14 protein-coding genes are annotated in these 14,591 nt (G+C 69.5%); 8 read left to right on the top strand and 6 right to left on the bottom strand.

Features of this window, described 5'->3' with window-relative positions; translation table 11 throughout:
• The first annotated feature begins 308 nt into the window (after window positions 1–308).
• The 6 genes from lptF to rsmA are packed head-to-tail and all read left to right on the top strand — an operon-like array spanning window position 309 to window position 7,768.
• On the top strand, window positions 309–1,415 hold the full coding sequence (gene lptF / locus ROJ8625_RS06520; protein ID WP_085791070.1) for an LPS export ABC transporter permease LptF: 1,107 nt from the start codon (window positions 309–311) through the stop codon (window positions 1,413–1,415).
• Window positions 1,412–2,506 carry an LPS export ABC transporter permease LptG gene (gene lptG, locus ROJ8625_RS06525; protein WP_085791071.1) on the top strand — a complete coding sequence of 365 codons (1,095 nt, stop codon included), beginning with the start codon at window positions 1,412–1,414 and terminating at the stop codon, window positions 2,504–2,506. Before lptF ends, lptG begins: the two co-directional genes overlap by 4 nt.
• Complete coding sequence (locus ROJ8625_RS06530) at window positions 2,503–4,668, top strand: LPS-assembly protein LptD (protein WP_085791072.1); 2,166 nt, start codon at window positions 2,503–2,505, stop codon at window positions 4,666–4,668. The genes lptG and ROJ8625_RS06530 overlap by 4 nt, the downstream gene beginning before the upstream one ends.
• Window positions 4,653–5,897 (top strand): peptidylprolyl isomerase, encoded by a 1,245-nt coding sequence (locus ROJ8625_RS06535; protein WP_085791073.1) that lies wholly within the window; start codon window positions 4,653–4,655, stop codon window positions 5,895–5,897. The genes ROJ8625_RS06530 and ROJ8625_RS06535 overlap by 16 nt, the downstream gene beginning before the upstream one ends.
• A complete protein-coding gene (pdxA, locus tag ROJ8625_RS06540; protein WP_085791074.1) occupies window positions 5,894–6,865 on the top strand; it encodes a 4-hydroxythreonine-4-phosphate dehydrogenase PdxA in 972 nt (323 codons plus the stop codon). Before ROJ8625_RS06535 ends, pdxA begins: the two co-directional genes overlap by 4 nt.
• A 60-nt stretch (window positions 6,866–6,925) precedes the next feature.
• Complete coding sequence (gene rsmA, locus ROJ8625_RS06545) at window positions 6,926–7,768, top strand: 16S rRNA (adenine(1518)-N(6)/adenine(1519)-N(6))-dimethyltransferase RsmA (protein ID WP_085791075.1); 843 nt, start codon at window positions 6,926–6,928, stop codon at window positions 7,766–7,768.
• A gap of 18 nt (window positions 7,769–7,786) precedes the next feature.
• Here rsmA and ROJ8625_RS06550 read toward each other — a convergent pair whose 3' ends face one another.
• From ROJ8625_RS06550 to prfA, 3 genes are all read right to left on the bottom strand, one after another.
• A complete protein-coding gene (locus ROJ8625_RS06550; RefSeq protein WP_085791076.1) occupies window positions 7,787–8,503 on the bottom strand; it encodes a DUF4167 domain-containing protein in 717 nt (238 codons plus the stop codon).
• A 202-nt stretch (window positions 8,504–8,705) separates the two neighbouring features.
• On the bottom strand, window positions 8,706–9,557 hold the full coding sequence (gene prmC / locus ROJ8625_RS06555) for a peptide chain release factor N(5)-glutamine methyltransferase (RefSeq protein WP_085791077.1): 852 nt from the start codon (window positions 9,555–9,557) through the stop codon (window positions 8,706–8,708).
• A complete protein-coding gene (prfA, locus tag ROJ8625_RS06560; protein WP_085791078.1) occupies window positions 9,554–10,603 on the bottom strand; it encodes a peptide chain release factor 1 in 1,050 nt (349 codons plus the stop codon). Before prfA ends, prmC begins: the two co-directional genes overlap by 4 nt.
• Window positions 10,604–10,665: 62 nt before the next feature.
• Between prfA and ROJ8625_RS06565 the strand changes: the two genes are divergently transcribed.
• The gene (locus ROJ8625_RS06565; RefSeq protein ID WP_085791079.1) at window positions 10,666–10,947 is read left to right on the top strand and encodes a hypothetical protein; all 282 of its coding nucleotides are present in this window, start codon (window positions 10,666–10,668) and stop codon (window positions 10,945–10,947) included.
• Between the two features lie 4 nt (window positions 10,948–10,951).
• Here the strand turns inward: ROJ8625_RS06565 and ROJ8625_RS06570 are convergent, their stop codons facing one another.
• The 3 genes from ROJ8625_RS06570 to ROJ8625_RS06580 form a co-directional block, all read right to left on the bottom strand.
• Complete coding sequence (locus ROJ8625_RS06570) at window positions 10,952–11,359, bottom strand: DUF1499 domain-containing protein (protein WP_085791080.1); 408 nt, start codon at window positions 11,357–11,359, stop codon at window positions 10,952–10,954.
• A gap of 60 nt (window positions 11,360–11,419) precedes the next feature.
• Window positions 11,420–12,385, bottom strand: a complete 966-nt coding sequence (speB, locus tag ROJ8625_RS06575; RefSeq protein WP_085791081.1) for an agmatinase — start codon at window positions 12,383–12,385, stop codon at window positions 11,420–11,422.
• Between the two features lie 88 nt (window positions 12,386–12,473).
• Window positions 12,474–13,640 (bottom strand): M20 aminoacylase family protein, encoded by a 1,167-nt coding sequence (locus tag ROJ8625_RS06580; protein WP_085791082.1) that lies wholly within the window; start codon window positions 13,638–13,640, stop codon window positions 12,474–12,476.
• 63 nt (window positions 13,641–13,703) lie between these two features.
• On the opposite strand from ROJ8625_RS06580, the gene mazG reads away from it, so the two are divergent.
• Window positions 13,704–14,519: a nucleoside triphosphate pyrophosphohydrolase gene (mazG, locus tag ROJ8625_RS06585; protein WP_085791083.1), complete on the top strand. Its 816-nt coding sequence runs from the start codon at window positions 13,704–13,706 to the stop codon at window positions 14,517–14,519.
• Window positions 14,520–14,591: the final 72 nt, after the last annotated feature.

The raw sequence follows: 14,591 nt of genomic DNA on the forward strand, positions 1-14,591 counted from the left end.
GGGGGGCGCCCGGGCGCCCCGGCTCCTGGGCCGGCGCGCTTGCGCCCGGCCGGCAAGAGGCGGTTCGGGCGGCGAAGCTGCGCGCGGGTCCTGCGTGGTCGCCGGCGAGACCAAGACCGGATGGGAGGCGATGCCGGTGACGCAGGAGGATGCGGGACAGGCCGGGACGGGACCGGGTGCGCGGCCCGTGCGGCCGTGCCGGTCGGGTGCGCCGCGGGCCGGGCTTTCCGGCCCGGGCGGCATCGGATAGGGTCCGGCACGGGAACCGGGGTGCAGGAGAGACGGGCGTGGCGAGATTCGACAGGTACATGCTGTCGCGCTTCATGATGCTCTTCGGCTTCTTCGCGCTCGTCCTCGTGTCGGTCTACTGGGTGAACCGCGCGGTGATCCTGTTCGACCGCCTGATCGGCGACGGCCATTCGGCGGCGATCTTTCTCGAGTTCACCGCGCTGTCGCTCCCGAACGTGATCCGGCTGGTCCTGCCGATGGCGGCCTTCGCCGCCACCACCTACGTCACGAATCGTCTCGCCTCAGACAGCGAACTGGCAGTGGTGCAGGCGACCGGCTATTCGCCGTGGCGGCTGGCGCGGCCGGTGCTGATCTTCGGCGTGATCGTGATGGCGATGATGCTGGTGCTCAGTCACGTTCTCGTGCCGGCCTCGCTCAAGCAGCTGCGCGAGCGCGAGGGCGACATCGCCGGTTCGGTGTCGGCGCAGCTTCTGCGCGAGGGCCAGTTCCTGCATCCCTCGGACGACGTGACCTTCTTCATCCGCGAGATCACCCAGGACGGCCAGTTGCGCGACGTGTTCCTGTCGGACCGCCGGCAGGAGGGGCGCGCGGTCACCTACACGGCCGACACCGCCTACGTCCTGCGCGAGGACGGCGCGATGAATCTGGTCATGCTGAACGGCCTCGCACAGACCTTCGTGGCGGCGGACGACCGGCTGTCGACCACCACCTTCTCCGACCTCACATACGATGTCAGCGGGCTGATCGACGGCGGCGGCAGCCGGCGGCCGCGCACCTACGCGATGTCGACGGCCGACCTGCTGCTGCGGACCGAGGAGATGGCGGATATCGCCGACGACAGCGTCGGCGAGGTGCTCGAGGAGGCGCACGGGCGGTTCCAGCAGCCGCTCCTGGCCGTGGTCGCGGCGGTCATGGGCTACGCCGCGCTGATGCTGGGCGGATTCTCGCGCTTCGGGCTCGGGCGGCAGATCGTGCTGGCGATCTTCCTGCTCGTGCTGGTCAAGCTGGTCGAGAGCGCGGTGACCGCTCCGGTGCGCTCGAACGGCGCGCTCTGGCCGCTGGTCTATCTGCCCTCGGTCGTGGGGCTCGGGATCGCGGCCGTGCTCCTGCATCTCGCCAGCCGGCCGTTCCGGCGCCGGCGCGGCATGGCGGAGGTGGCGGCGTGACTCTGCACCTCTATTTCGCGCGCCGGTTCCTGATGGTCTTCCTCGGCCTTTTCACGGTGTTCGTCCTGTTTCTCGGGCTACTGGACCTCGTCGAGCAGCTGCGCCGCTTCGACGGCGAGGTGGCGTTCGGGCGGGTCGCGCTGCTGACCGCGCTGAACGCGCCCGCCTCGCTCTACGAGATGCTGCCGCTGGTCATGATCCTGTCGTCCATCGCTGTGTTTCTCGGATTGTCGCGGTCCTCGGAACTCGTGGTGGCCAGGGCGGCGGGGCGCTCGGGCCTGGTGGCGCTGGTCGGGCCGTCCATCGTCGCGCTGCTGGTCGGGATGGCGGCGGTCGCCGTGGGCAACCCGATCGTCGCGGCGACCTCGCAGCGCTACGAGGCGATGTCCGAGCAGGTCTCGAACGGGGACACGGGCGTGCTGTCGATCGGGTCCGAAGGGCTCTGGCTGCGGCAGGGCGACAGCAGCGGGCAGACGGTGATCCAGGCGGCGCGCGCCAATGCCGACGCGACCACGCTCTTCGACGTGACCTTCGTGACCTACGACCGCGATGTCGGGCCCGTGCGCCGCATCGCTGCCGAAGCGGCGGAACTCGGCGACGGCGCGTGGGAGCTGCGCGACGCCAAGTCCTGGCCGCTGACGCCGGGGATCAACGCCGAGGCGCGGGCGGAGCGGTTCGAGACGCTGGACGTCGCGACCACGCTGACGCGCGAGAACATCCGCGACCGCTTCGGCCGGCCCTCGGCCGTGGCGATCTGGGCCCTGCCCGACTACATCGCCGATCTCAACCGCGCGGGGTTTTCGGCACGGCGCCACGTCGTGTGGTTCTGGATGGAAATGGCGCGCCCGCTCTTTCTGGTGTCGCTGGTGCTTCTGGGCGCGGGCTTCACCATGCGGCACTCGCGGCTCGGCCGCACGGGCCTGTCGGTGCTGTCGGCGGTGCTCGTCGGCTTCGGGCTGTACTACATCCGCAACTTTGCGCAGATCCTGGGCGAGACCGGGCAGATCCCGGCGCTTCCGGCGGCCTGGGTGCCACCGGTCGCGTCTTTGCTGCTCGCGCTCGGGCTGATCCTGCAACGGGAGGACGGATGAGACGTCGGATGCGATTGGCCTGGGTCTGCGCGCTGGCGATGAGCCTCGCCGTGCCCGCCGCGGCACAGGACGACGCGCCGGGTGGCGCCGCGCTTCTCGTCGCCGACAGCGTGACCGTCGAAGACCAAAGCCGCCTCGTCGCCACCGGCAATGTCGAGGCGCTCTTTGACGGCGCACGCCTGGAGGCGCGGCGCATCGTCTACGACCAGGAGACCGGTGCGCTCGAGATCGAGGGGCCTCTGCGACTCACCGATCCCGACGGCAATGTCCTCGTGGCCGATCGCGCGGAGCTCGACCGTGAGTTCGAGAACGGGCTTCTGCGCGGCGCCCGGCTCGTTCTGGACGAGCAGCTGCAACTGGCCTCGGTCGAGGCGCAGCGCGTCGGCGGGCGCTACACCGCGATGAGCAAGGTGGCCGTGACCTCCTGCCAGGTCTGCGGGCCGAACGAGACCCCGCTCTGGCAGATCCGCGCCAGCCGGGTCGTCCACGACGAGGACGCCCGGCAGATCTATTTCGACGACGCGCAGTTCCGCGTGCTGGACGTGCCGGTGATCTACTTTCCCCGGCTGCGCATTCCCGACCCGACGCTGGAGCGCGCGCAGGGCTTCCTCACGCCTTCGATCCGCAGCTCGACCCTGTTGGGCTTCGGCATCAAGGTGCCGTACTTCGTGCCGCTCGGGCAAAGCCGCGACCTGACCTTCACGCCCTACCTGTCGCCGGTGACGCGGACGCTCGAGACCCGCTACCGCCAGGCGTTCCGCTACGGCGAGATCGAGCTGAACGGTGCCGTCAGCCAGGACACGCTCGAGTCGGACACGACGCGCGCCTACCTCTTCGCCGAGGGTACGTTCCGCCTGCCGCGACGCTTCCGGCTGGACTTCGATCTCGAGACCACCTCGGACGAGGCGTACCTGAACGACTACGACTACTCCGGGTCCGACCGGCTCGACAGCGCGATCACGCTCAGCCGGACGACGCCGCTGAGCTATTTCGAGGCGGAGTTCATCCACTACCAGACCTTGCGCGACGAGGAGCGCAACGCCACGCAGCCGACGCTGGTGCTGCATTCGGAGTACGAGCGGCGTATCCCCGGGCTCTGGGGTGGCGAATTGCGGCTGGGCAGCGTGGCGCAGGGGCATTACCGCTATTCCGACACGCCGTTCGACGGCGACGACGAGGACATGATCGTCGACGGGCGCGACGTGGCGCGAGCCACGGTCGAGGCGTCGTGGCGCCGGACCTGGACGCTGACCGGCGGCCTGCGCGCGGGGCTCACGACACAGCTCTGGGCCGACCGCTTCGAGATCCGGCAGGACGACACGGCGGCCCGCAGTGCGTCGCAGCTGACCCCCGCGATCGCGGGCGAGCTGCGCTGGCCGTGGACGCGCAACGGGCCGGGAGGCGGCCAGTCGCTGATCGAGCCGGTATTCCAGACGGCGTGGACCGGCGGCAGCCGGCCGGACATCCCCAACGACGAAAGCACGCGCGTCGAGTTCGACGAGGGCAACCTGCTCGCGCTGTCGCGGTTTCCCGCGGCGGACCGGCGCGAGCGCGGCCGTGTGTCTGCGGCGGGGCTGCGCTTTGCGCACACAGCGCCCGAGGGCTGGTCGACCGGATTCACGCTCGGGCGGGTCTGGCGCGAGGATGCCGATCCCGCGCTGACCTCCTCCTCGGGCCTCGACGAGGAACAGTCGGACTACCTGCTGGCCGGATACCTCGCGACCAACGAGGGAATCGCCTTTTCGGCGCGGTCACTCCTCGACCAGGCGGAGGGACGCGTGACCAAGGCCGAGGCCCGGATGACCTGGACCAACATGCGCATGGATATCGAGGCGTCCTACCTGCTCGTTGCGCGGGACGCGGCCGAGGCCCGCGACAGCGCGACCTCCGAATGGAGCTTCGACGGCGCCTACGATTTCGGCCGGGAATGGTCGGGCGAGGTGTTCGGCCGCTACAACCTCGTCGAGGACACCTTTGCCCGGGCCGGTCTGGGCGTCACCTGGGAGAACGAATGCGTGAGCGCGAACTTCACCGCGGAGCGCCGTTTCGCCTCCTCAACCAACCTCGAACCATCGACCGATTTCGGCTTGACCGTCGCGCTGAAGGGCTTCAGCACCGGCGGCAGCGCGAAGGAGTATCGCCGCACATGCCAGTCTTTCTGACCCGTCTTCTGTCCCTTCTCCTGCCGCTCGTCGCCGCACTGACCGTGGTGCCCTCCACCGGCGCGGCGCAGAACCTGTTCGCCCCGGCGATCCGGGTGAACGAGCAGGTGATCACCAATTACGAGCTGTCTCAGCGGATCCGGATGCTCGAGGTACTGAATGCGCCCGGCGACCCGGAGGAGACCGCGCGCGAAGACCTGGTCGACGATCGCCTGCGGCTTGCCGAAGCGCGGCGCGCCGGGATCCAGGTGACCGAGCAGGAGATCCTCGAGGGGATGGAGGAATTCGCCGGTCGCGCAGATCTCAGCCGCGAGGAGTTCCTCACCGCGCTCGCGCAGGGCGGCGTAGAGGAACAGACCTTCCGCGACTTCGTGCGCGCGGGCGTGGCGTGGCGCAACTTCGTGCGCCAGCGCTTCCCGTCCGAGGTGGACGTTGCCGAAATCGAGGTCGACCGCGCCATTGCCGGCGACGGCACCGGGTCGAACCTGCGCGTGCTGCTGTCGGAAATCATCATTCCGGCCCCGCCTCAGGAAGCCGCGCGCGCCCGCGCCGTGGCCGAGGAAATCTCGACCTACACGAGCGAGGCGCAATTCTCGTCCGCCGCGCGGCAGTATTCCGCGACCCGCTCGCGCGAGAATGGCGGTCGCCTTCCGTGGCAGGACATCACCGAATTGCCGCCGGGCCTTCGCCCGATCATCCAGCGCCTGTCGCCGGGCGAGGTGACCGATCCGCTGCCGATCCAGAACGGCATCGCCCTGTTCCAGCTGCGCGGGCTCGAGGAAACCGGCTACGACGCGCCCGAAGTGGCCCAGGTGGACTACGCCGCCTACTACATCCCCGGCGGGCTGTCGGCCGAGGCGCAGGCGCGCGCGCGAGTCGTCACCAGCGAAGTCGACCGGTGCGACGACCTCTACGGCGTCGCGCAGGGCCAGCCGGCGGGCGTGCTCGACCGGCGCCAGGCCGCCCCCGCGGAGCTTCCGACCGACGTGGCGTTCGAGCTGTCGAAGCTCGATCCGGGCGAGACATCGGCGGCGCTGACGCGAAACAACGGCCAGACGCTCATGCTGCTGATGCTGTGCTCGCGCGACCGCGAAGTCATCGCCGACCGGGACGCACGCGACGAACGGCGAGAGGAGATCGGGCTCGAACTTCGCAACCAGCGCGTCGGGCAACTGGCCGAACGCTATCTCGCGGAGCTGCGCGCCAACGCCCGCATCGTCGAGGAATGAGTCCCGCGCCGATCGCCATGAGTTGCGGCGAGCCATCGGGCATCGGCCCCGAGCTTGCCGCTGCGGCGTGGGAGATCCTCGGCGCGACGGTTCCGTTTGCCTATATCGGCGACCCCTCCCATCTGCCCGAGGGCACGCCGATCGCGGAGATCTCGGCGATCGGCGATGCCGCCGACGCGGCGGCAGACGCCGTGCCGGTCCTGCCGATGGCCTTCGGCGGCGCGCGCGTGCCCGGCGCGCCGCAGGCGGGACAGGCCTCCAAGGTCGTCGCGGCGATCGACCGCGCGATCGAACTGGCCGGCGAAGGCCGCGCCGCGGCGATGTGCACGCTGCCCATCCACAAGAAGGCGCTGGCCGACGGGGCCGGCTTCGCCTTTCCCGGCCATACCGAGTATCTTGCCGATCGCGCCGGGGTCGACCGCGTGGTGATGATGCTCGCCTCCGACCTGCTGCGGGTGGTACCGGCCACGATCCACATTCCGCTCGCCGAGGTGCCGCGCAACCTGCGCACGGACGGGCTTGAGCGGACCATCCGCATCACGCACGACGGTCTTCGTCGGCTGTTTCGCATCGAACACCCGCGGATCGCGGTCGCCGGACTTAATCCCCATGCGGGCGAAGGTGGCCGGATGGGGCGCGAGGAGATTGAGATCATCGGCCCTGTGATCGAGAAACTCGTGGCCGACGATATCGACGTGACCGGACCGCATTCTGCCGACACGCTGTTTCACGCGGCGGCGCGCGCCCGCTACGACGTGGCGATCTGCATGTACCACGATCAGGCGCTCGTCCCGATCAAGACGCTCGATTTCGATCGCGGGGTGAACGTCACGCTTGGGCTGCCGTTCATCCGGACGTCGCCCGACCACGGCACCGCGCTCGACATCGCTGGCAAGGGCGTCGCAAATCCGAGCTCCACCGTCGAGGCGCTGCGCCTCGCGTGGCGGCTGGCCGGCGGACAGTGTTGAAACCCCTGGCATCCCGTATGCCCCGAGCCGTCGTGACGTTCATCAATCGGAGCGCACGCCATGGCGATCGATGACCTGCCGCCGCTGCGCGAGGTCATCGCGCGCCACGGCCTGTCGGCGCGCAAGGCGCTGGGACAGAATTTTCTGCTCGATCTGAACCTGACGGCAAAGATCGCCCGCGCGGCCGGCGATCTCGGCAACCGCGACGTGCTCGAGGTGGGACCGGGACCCGGCGGCCTGACCCGCGGGCTTCTGGCCGAGGGCGCTCGCAAGGTTCTCGCGGTCGAGAAGGATCCTCGCTGCCTGCCTGCGCTCGAAGAGATCGCCGCGGCCTATCCCGGCCGGCTGGAGGTCGTCGAAGGCGACGCGCTGCGGATCGATCCCGCGGCGCACCTCGATCGGCCTTACGCCGTTGCGGCGAACCTGCCTTACAATGTCGGGACGGAGCTGCTGGTGCGCTGGCTTACACCCGCGTCATGGCCGCCTGACTGGTCATCGCTGACACTGATGTTCCAGCGCGAGGTGGCCGAGAGGATCGTCGCGGCGCCGGGATCGAAGACCTACGGCCGGCTCGCCGTTCTGTCGCAGTGGCGGACCGACGCGCGGATCGTGATGTCGCTGCCGCCCGGAGCGTTCACTCCGCCGCCGAAGGTATCGTCGGCGGTGGTGCACCTGACGGCCCTGCCCGCGCCGCGTTTCCCGGCCGATCCGAAAGTGCTGGAGCGCGTTGTCGCCGCCGCGTTCAACCAACGCCGCAAGATGCTTCGCGCCGCATTGAAGGGCCTTCATCCGGATATCGAGACAATGCTCGCCGAGGCCGGCCTGGAGCCGACCGAGCGCGCCGAGCAGGTACCGCTGGAGAAATTCTGCGCCCTCGCGCGGGCCTTCGCGGCGCGCCGCTGAAACGGAGATCGCCGCGGCCTACTCGGCCGCGCGCGTCGTGTCGGAGGCTGTTGCGTCGCCGCCGTCCCCTTCGGATTGCTGCGCCGAATCGTCGCTCTGAGCCTTCTTGGGCTTCGACGCGCGCCGTCGTGGTTTGGGCTTCGGCGCCTCTTCGGCCGGTGCGTCGGAGGATTGAGCCTCGGCTGCGTTCTCCGGCGTTTCGACGAGGCCGGAGCCGTCATCACCTTCGGAGAAATCCACCACGTCATCACTTCGGCTGCGCGCGTCGTCGCCGCCGCGAGTGTTTTGCTGGGAGCGATCGTTGCCGTCTTGGCCGCCGCTCTGGGCATTGGCATTCTGGCTCTTGTCCTGGCCGCCGCCCTGCCCCTTGTCGGACCCGCCGCCATCCTGGCGGCCGTCGGCGTCCTGCTTGTCCGCGCGGTCGCGATCGCGTTGCGCCTGACGCTCGCGGTTCTCGCGTTCCTGCTGCTCGCGCCGCTGATCCTGTTCGCGCTGAGCCTCGGACAGCAGACGCAGATAATGCTCTGCATGCTGCTGGAAGTTCTCGGTGGCGACGCGGTCATTGGCCAACTGCGCATCGCGCGCGAGCTGGTTGTACTTGTCGATGATCTGCTGCGGCGTGCCGCGCACCTTGCCGTCCGGCCCGGAGCTGTCGAACACGCGGTTGACCACGTTGCCGATGTTGTTCCGGTTGCGGTTCGACTTGGACCGCGAGCGTGATTTGGAAGATCGCATTTGAGAGTGTCAGCCCTGTTTGTGACTGGTCGCTTGGGTGATCTGCGGCGGCGTTGCGTTCTGGGCGAGTAAGCGCCCGTCCGGCCGGATCACGTCTCTGTCTGGCTTACCGTCGAGCGGGACCGCACGCCGTCCTCGGGCTCGACTGATCATGAGTAAACATGTCGCGACCGAGTTTACAACCCGAAACCCCGAAAAATGCTCATCGAGCAGCGTCTTGGGGCCATATTCCCGCGATGACCCGGTCCCGTCCATCGAGATCGCGCAGGATTTCAATCCCTTCAACACCGGTAGAGGCGAAGATTTCGCGCACCGCCTCCCCCTGGGTTGCGCCGATTTCCACCAGAAGGCGCCCGCCCGGCATGAGGTGCGCCGGCGCCGCCCTGGCGATGGCGCGATAGGCGGTCAGCCCATCACGCTGGTCGGTCAACGCGATCGCGGGCTCGTGGTTCCTGACCTCGGGCGCCAGACCCGCCATCTCGTCTGCCGCGATATAGGGCGGGTTCGAGACGACGAGGTCGAACCGCGCGCCGGGCGAAAGTTGCGCCGTCCAGCTTCCGAGGCGAAGATCGGCACGGTCCCGAAGCCCGAGCCGCGCGGCGTTCTCCGCCGCGATCGCGAGCGCCGCCTCGGACACGTCGGTGCCGATGCCGGTGGCGGTCGGCCGCTCCGCGAGGAGCGACAACAGGATGCACCCCGAGCCCGTGCCAAGATCGAGCAGGCGGGAAAACGGCGCCTGGAGCGCCGCGGCGATCAGGGTCTCGGTTTCGGGGCGGGGATCGAGGACGTCGGCGGTGACCCGGAACTCCCGCCCCCAGAAAGCGCGGAGGCCGGTCAGGTGGCTCAGTGGCACGCGCGCCGCCCGGCGGTCCACCAGCGCCTCGAAACGCGCCGCGGCATCTTCGGGCACCGGATCGGCGAGAGCGAGCGTCAACCGTGCCGGCGGCACTGCGAGCGCGTGTGCGAGCAGACGACGGGCATCGCGGGCGGGATCAGGAATGCCGGCCGCCTCCAACCGTCGGGCGGCCGCGGCCAGCGCATCGCGGCCGATCACGCCTGCATCTCGGCCAGTTGCGCCGCCTGCGCATCGGCGGTCAGCGCGTCGATCACCTCGTCCAGATCCCCGGCCATGACCTGATCGAGCTTGTAGAGCGTCAGGTTGATGCGGTGATCGGTCATCCGCCCCTGCGGGAAATTATAGGTCCGGATCCGCTCGGAGCGGTCGCCGGAGCCGACCTGCGTCTTGCGAAGGCCTGAACGCGCCTCGGCGGCGCGCTGGCGTTCGATGTCGAACAGCCTCGCGCGCAGAACGTTCATCGCGATCTCGCGGTTGCGGTGCTGCGACTTCTCGGACGACGTGACGACGAGCCCGGTGGGCACGTGTGTGATCCGCACCGCGCTGTCGGTGGTATTGACGTGCTGCCCCCCGGCGCCCGACGATCGCATCGTGTCGATCCGGAGGTCCGCAGGATCGATCTCCACGTCCACCGCCTCCGCCTCGGGCAGGACGGCAACCGTCGCGGCCGAGGTGTGGATCCGCCCGCCGCTTTCGGTCGCCGGGACGCGTTGCACCCGATGCACACCGCTTTCGAACTTCAGCCGGGCAAACACGTTCTCGCCCGAAATCCGCGCCACGAGTTCGCGCAGACCGCCGATTTCGGTCGGCTGTTCCTCGATCACCTCGAACCGCCAGCCCTGCGCTTCGGCATGGCGCATGTACATCCGCTGAAGATCCGCGGCGAAAAGCGCCGCCTCCTCGCCGCCGGTGCCGGGGCGGATCTCGAGGATCGCCGGACGCGTATCGGCCGCATCCCGCGGCAAGAGCGCGAGCTGCAGAGCGTGCTCCGCCTCCGGCAACTCGGCCTGAAGTCGCGTCAGTTCTTCGGCGGCCAGTTCCGCCACCTCGGGATCTTCGCGCATCGCCTCGGCCTCGGCGATACCGGTGCGCAGCGCGCGCCATTCGGCGATGCGCTCGACCACGGGTTTCAGCTCGGCATACTCGCGACCGAGCGCCGCGATGTCGCCGCGGCCTTCGGCCATGCAGGCTTCGAGGTATTCGAACCGGTCGACGATCTGGGCAAGGCGCTCTTCGGGGATCATGCGCGGTGCTGTCACCGATCGACGCGCTTTGGTCAAGCGGGCGGGCGTGCTAGCCTGACCGGATGATCCGGGCGCTCGTCCTTCTGTGCAGCCTGCCTCTGCCCGCATGGGCCGGAGAGGCCGAACCGGCACGCGGGCTCGACTGCTACTGCACCGACAGCATCGGCGACCGCGTGGAGCTGGGCGAGGTGATCTGCCTCAGCGTGGGCGGCCGGGACTTCACGGCGCAGTGCCAGATGTCGCTCAACGTGCCGATGTGGCGCGAAGTGTCCGAGGGCTGCGTCGCGGCGGCGCTGCCGCGCCGGGCCGCGGCGCGCCTCGCCGCCCTTCGTGGCACGGACTAGCGCCTCAGCCTTCGGCCGTGCCGATCTGTTGCAGCCAGCCCTCGACCCGGTCGCGGTTCACCCCGAGATCGGACTGCCCGAAACGCGCCCGCGCCCAGAGCTCGATCACGTCGTCCTTGCGCTCGATCGTGGTGTAGTCGGGAAAGCCCATCCATTTGGACCGGGTGACGTATGTCGCGCGCCCGTCCTCCGGCCCGCCGGTCAGGAGTTCCGTCCGCGGCGTGGCGAGCACGATGGCGTGCAGCCGTTCGAGCGTGTCCTCGCCGGCCGGGATCCGGCGGCGCACGCCGTTGGCGAGATCCTGATCCGCCGTCACTTGCGGATCGACATGCCAGGTGTCCGGGTCGGAGGGCGCGAAACGGATCCACGCCAGCCCGGCGATCACCACGACGATTATGAGCCAGAACACCATTCGCACGCCGACTTTCCCTTGTTGCGCGGCCCTCGGCCACGCTGCTGAAACCTGACCGCGCTAGCCGCGCCGGCGCGTCCATCCCCACAGACAGAGGATCTCCATCGCCACATGCGCGCCAGCTACCGCCGTCGCCCCGGTCGTATCGTATTGCGGCGAGACCTCAACCACGTCGCCCCCCACGATGTCGAGACCGGCGATCTCCCGCAGGACGATCGCCGCCTGGCCCGACGTCAGCCCGCCCCAGACCGGCGTGCCGGTTCCCGGCGCGAAGGCCGGGTCGAGCGCGTCGATGTCGAAGGTCAGATAGCACGGCCCCTGCCCCGCAACCTCGCGGATCCGCTTGGCGATGGCGTCGGGCCCGGTGCGGTGCACATCGGGCGCGTCGAGGATCGTCACACCCATCGTGTCCGGGTTCTCGGTCCGAATGCCCACCGCGACAGAGCGCGCCGGGTCGATCAGCCCCTCGCGCACGGCCTTGTAGACGAAGGTGCCGTGGTCGATCCGGTCGGGATCGTCGTCGACCCAGCTGTCGGAATGGGCATCGAACTGGATCAGGCCCAGCGGCCCGTGCCGCGCGGCGTGCGCACGCAGGAGCGGCAGCGTGACGAAGTGATCGCCGCCGAGCGTCAGCATCGCCGAACCGGCCTCGAGGATGCCGCGTGCATGCGCCTCGATCGCCGACGGCACATCCGAAACCTTGGCGTAGTCGAAGGCCATGTCGCCGTAATCGACGACATCGAACGCCTCGAGCGGGGAATAGCCCCACCCATAGGGCGGATCGTAGGGCTGCAGCGTCGAGGCCTCGCGCACGGCCCGCGGTCCGAACCGGCATCCTGGCCGATTGGTCACCGCCTGATCGAACGGAATGCCCGTAACTGCGATGTCGACGCCGGACAGATCCTTGGTGTAGCGCCGCCTCAGGAAAGACGTCGCACCCGCAAAGGCATTCTCGAACGAAAGGCCACGCGCTTCTGGCCGGGTGAAGGCGTGATCGATCTGTGTCTTCGCGTCTTCGAGCGCCATCCCGCGGGCCTCCGTTGAGCGTGTCGGCGCCAGTGTAGAGGCGTCCGCGCCGGCAGATGCAAGGGGTGCGCTCCGCGGCCCGCCGCGCTCAGGCGGCGCTGCCGTGCCGGCGCTCGACCAGCCGCGCCAAGAAGGTCGCGCCGATCGGGGCGACCTCGTCGTTGAAGTCGAACTTCGGGTGGTGAACCGACGGGCCGCCCCCCTGCCCCAGCTTCACGTAGGCGCCGGGCCGCGCCTCCAGCATGTACGAGAAGTCCTCGGACCCCATGACCGGCGCGACCTCGGGGCGGACCGCGCTGTCGCCCGCGACGTCGCGGGCCACCTCGACGGCAAAGGCCGTCTGGTCGACGTGGTTCACCGTGGCCGGATACGACCGGTCGTAATCGATGTCGGCGGTGACGCCGTAGCTCGCCGCCTGCCCCGCCACGATCTCGCGCAGGCGCCGCTCCGCAAGGTCACGCAGGGCGGCATCGAAAGTCCGCACGGTGCCGGCGAGACGCGCACGCTCGGGGATGACGTTCGTCGCGGACCCCGCCTCGACGACGGTGAGCGACACGACGATCCGAGCCAGCGGATCCGCATTGCGCGACACGATTGTCTGCAGCGCCTGGCCGATACCGAGCGCCGCCGGAATCGGGTCGATGGTGCCGTGCGGGCGCGCGGCGTGGCCGCCGCGTCCGGTCAGCACGATCTCGAAATCGTCGACGGCGGCCATGATGGGCCCGGGGCGCGTGGAGAGGACCCCGGCGCCGGCCCCCGGATCGGTGTGGATGGCATAGACTTCCTCGATGCCGAAGCGGTCCATGATCCCGTCCTGGACCATGAGGCGCGCGCCGCCGATCATCTCTTCCGCGGGCTGGAAGATCAGCACCACGCGGCCCGGAAAGGCCCGTGTCTCGGCGAGGTAGCGCGCGGCCCCGAGGAGCATCGCTGTGTGCCCGTCGTGGCCACAGGCATGCATCCGGCCCGGAATGGTCGAGGAATGGTCGGCGCCCGTTTCCTCATGGATCGGTAGCGCGTCCATGTCCGCGCGAAGGCCCGTCACGGGGCCGGGCCCGCGTCCGTGGATCACGCCAACGACGCCGGTCTGCGCGAGCCCTTCGTGCACCTCGTCCACGCCGAAGTCGCGAAGCCGCGCCGCGACGAAGGCGGCGGTCTCGTGGCACTCGAGGCCGAGCTCGGGGTTCGCGTGGAGGTGACGCCGCCAGGCGCTCATGTCGGGCGCAAAGGCGGCGATACGGTTCAGGACGGGCATGGACATGGCCTCGGGCTTGCGGTCAGGTGCGCGCGAGCAAACGCCAGAAGCCCGGAGGACGCAATGTCGGACGACCTGATCTTCGATCCCGCCGGCGGTCTGCCGCGGCTGCGCGAGATCATGCGCCGCCTGCGCGACCCCGAAACGGGATGCCCGTGGGACGTGGAACAGACCTTCGCGTCGATCGCGCCCTACACGATCGAGGAAGCCTACGAGGTCGCCGACGCGATCGAGCGCGAGGCCTGGGGCGAGCTCAAGGGCGAGCTCGGCGACCTGCTGTTCCAGTCGGTCTACCACGCGCAGATGGCCGACGAGGCCGGGATGTTCGACCTCGACGACGTGGCGAACGCGATCGCCGACAAGATGGTGGCGCGGCACCCCCACGTTTTCGGCGCGGACTCCAACGCCAAGAGCGCGGCCCAGCAGGTCGATGACTGGGAGGCCGTGAAGGCCGCCGAGCGGGCCGACAAGGCACAGGCCGGCGTTCTCGATGGAATGGCGCTGGGGCTTCCGGCACTGACGCGCGCGGTCAAGCTTCAGAACCGCGCGGCCCGGGTCGGGTTCGACTGGCCCGCAACGGACGAGGTGATCGACAAGATCGTCGAGGAAGCGCAGGAGCTGCGCACTGCAGAGGACGCCGCGCACCGCGAGGAGGAGTTCGGCGACCTGCTCTTCGTCATGGCGAACCTTGCGCGTCACATGGGTATCGACCCCGAGGGCGCGCTGCGCGCGGCGAATGCCAAGTTCACACGGCGTTTCGGGGCGATCGAGGATGCGCTGGCCCGCGACGGCCGCACGCCCGCCGACAGCGACCTGGCCGAGATGGACGCATTGTGGGACGCGGCCAAGCGCGCGGAGAAGGCCCGAGCGGCCGAGTGACGAGGCGCCCTGCGCGGCATCACATACCACAACAGGCCCGCGTCGATTGAAGCGAGCGGACACTCGCTTGGA

Origin of the sequence: Roseivivax jejudonensis (genome assembly GCF_900172265.1) — a bacterium.
GTDB classification, from domain to species: Bacteria; Pseudomonadota; Alphaproteobacteria; order Rhodobacterales; family Rhodobacteraceae; genus Roseivivax; species Roseivivax jejudonensis.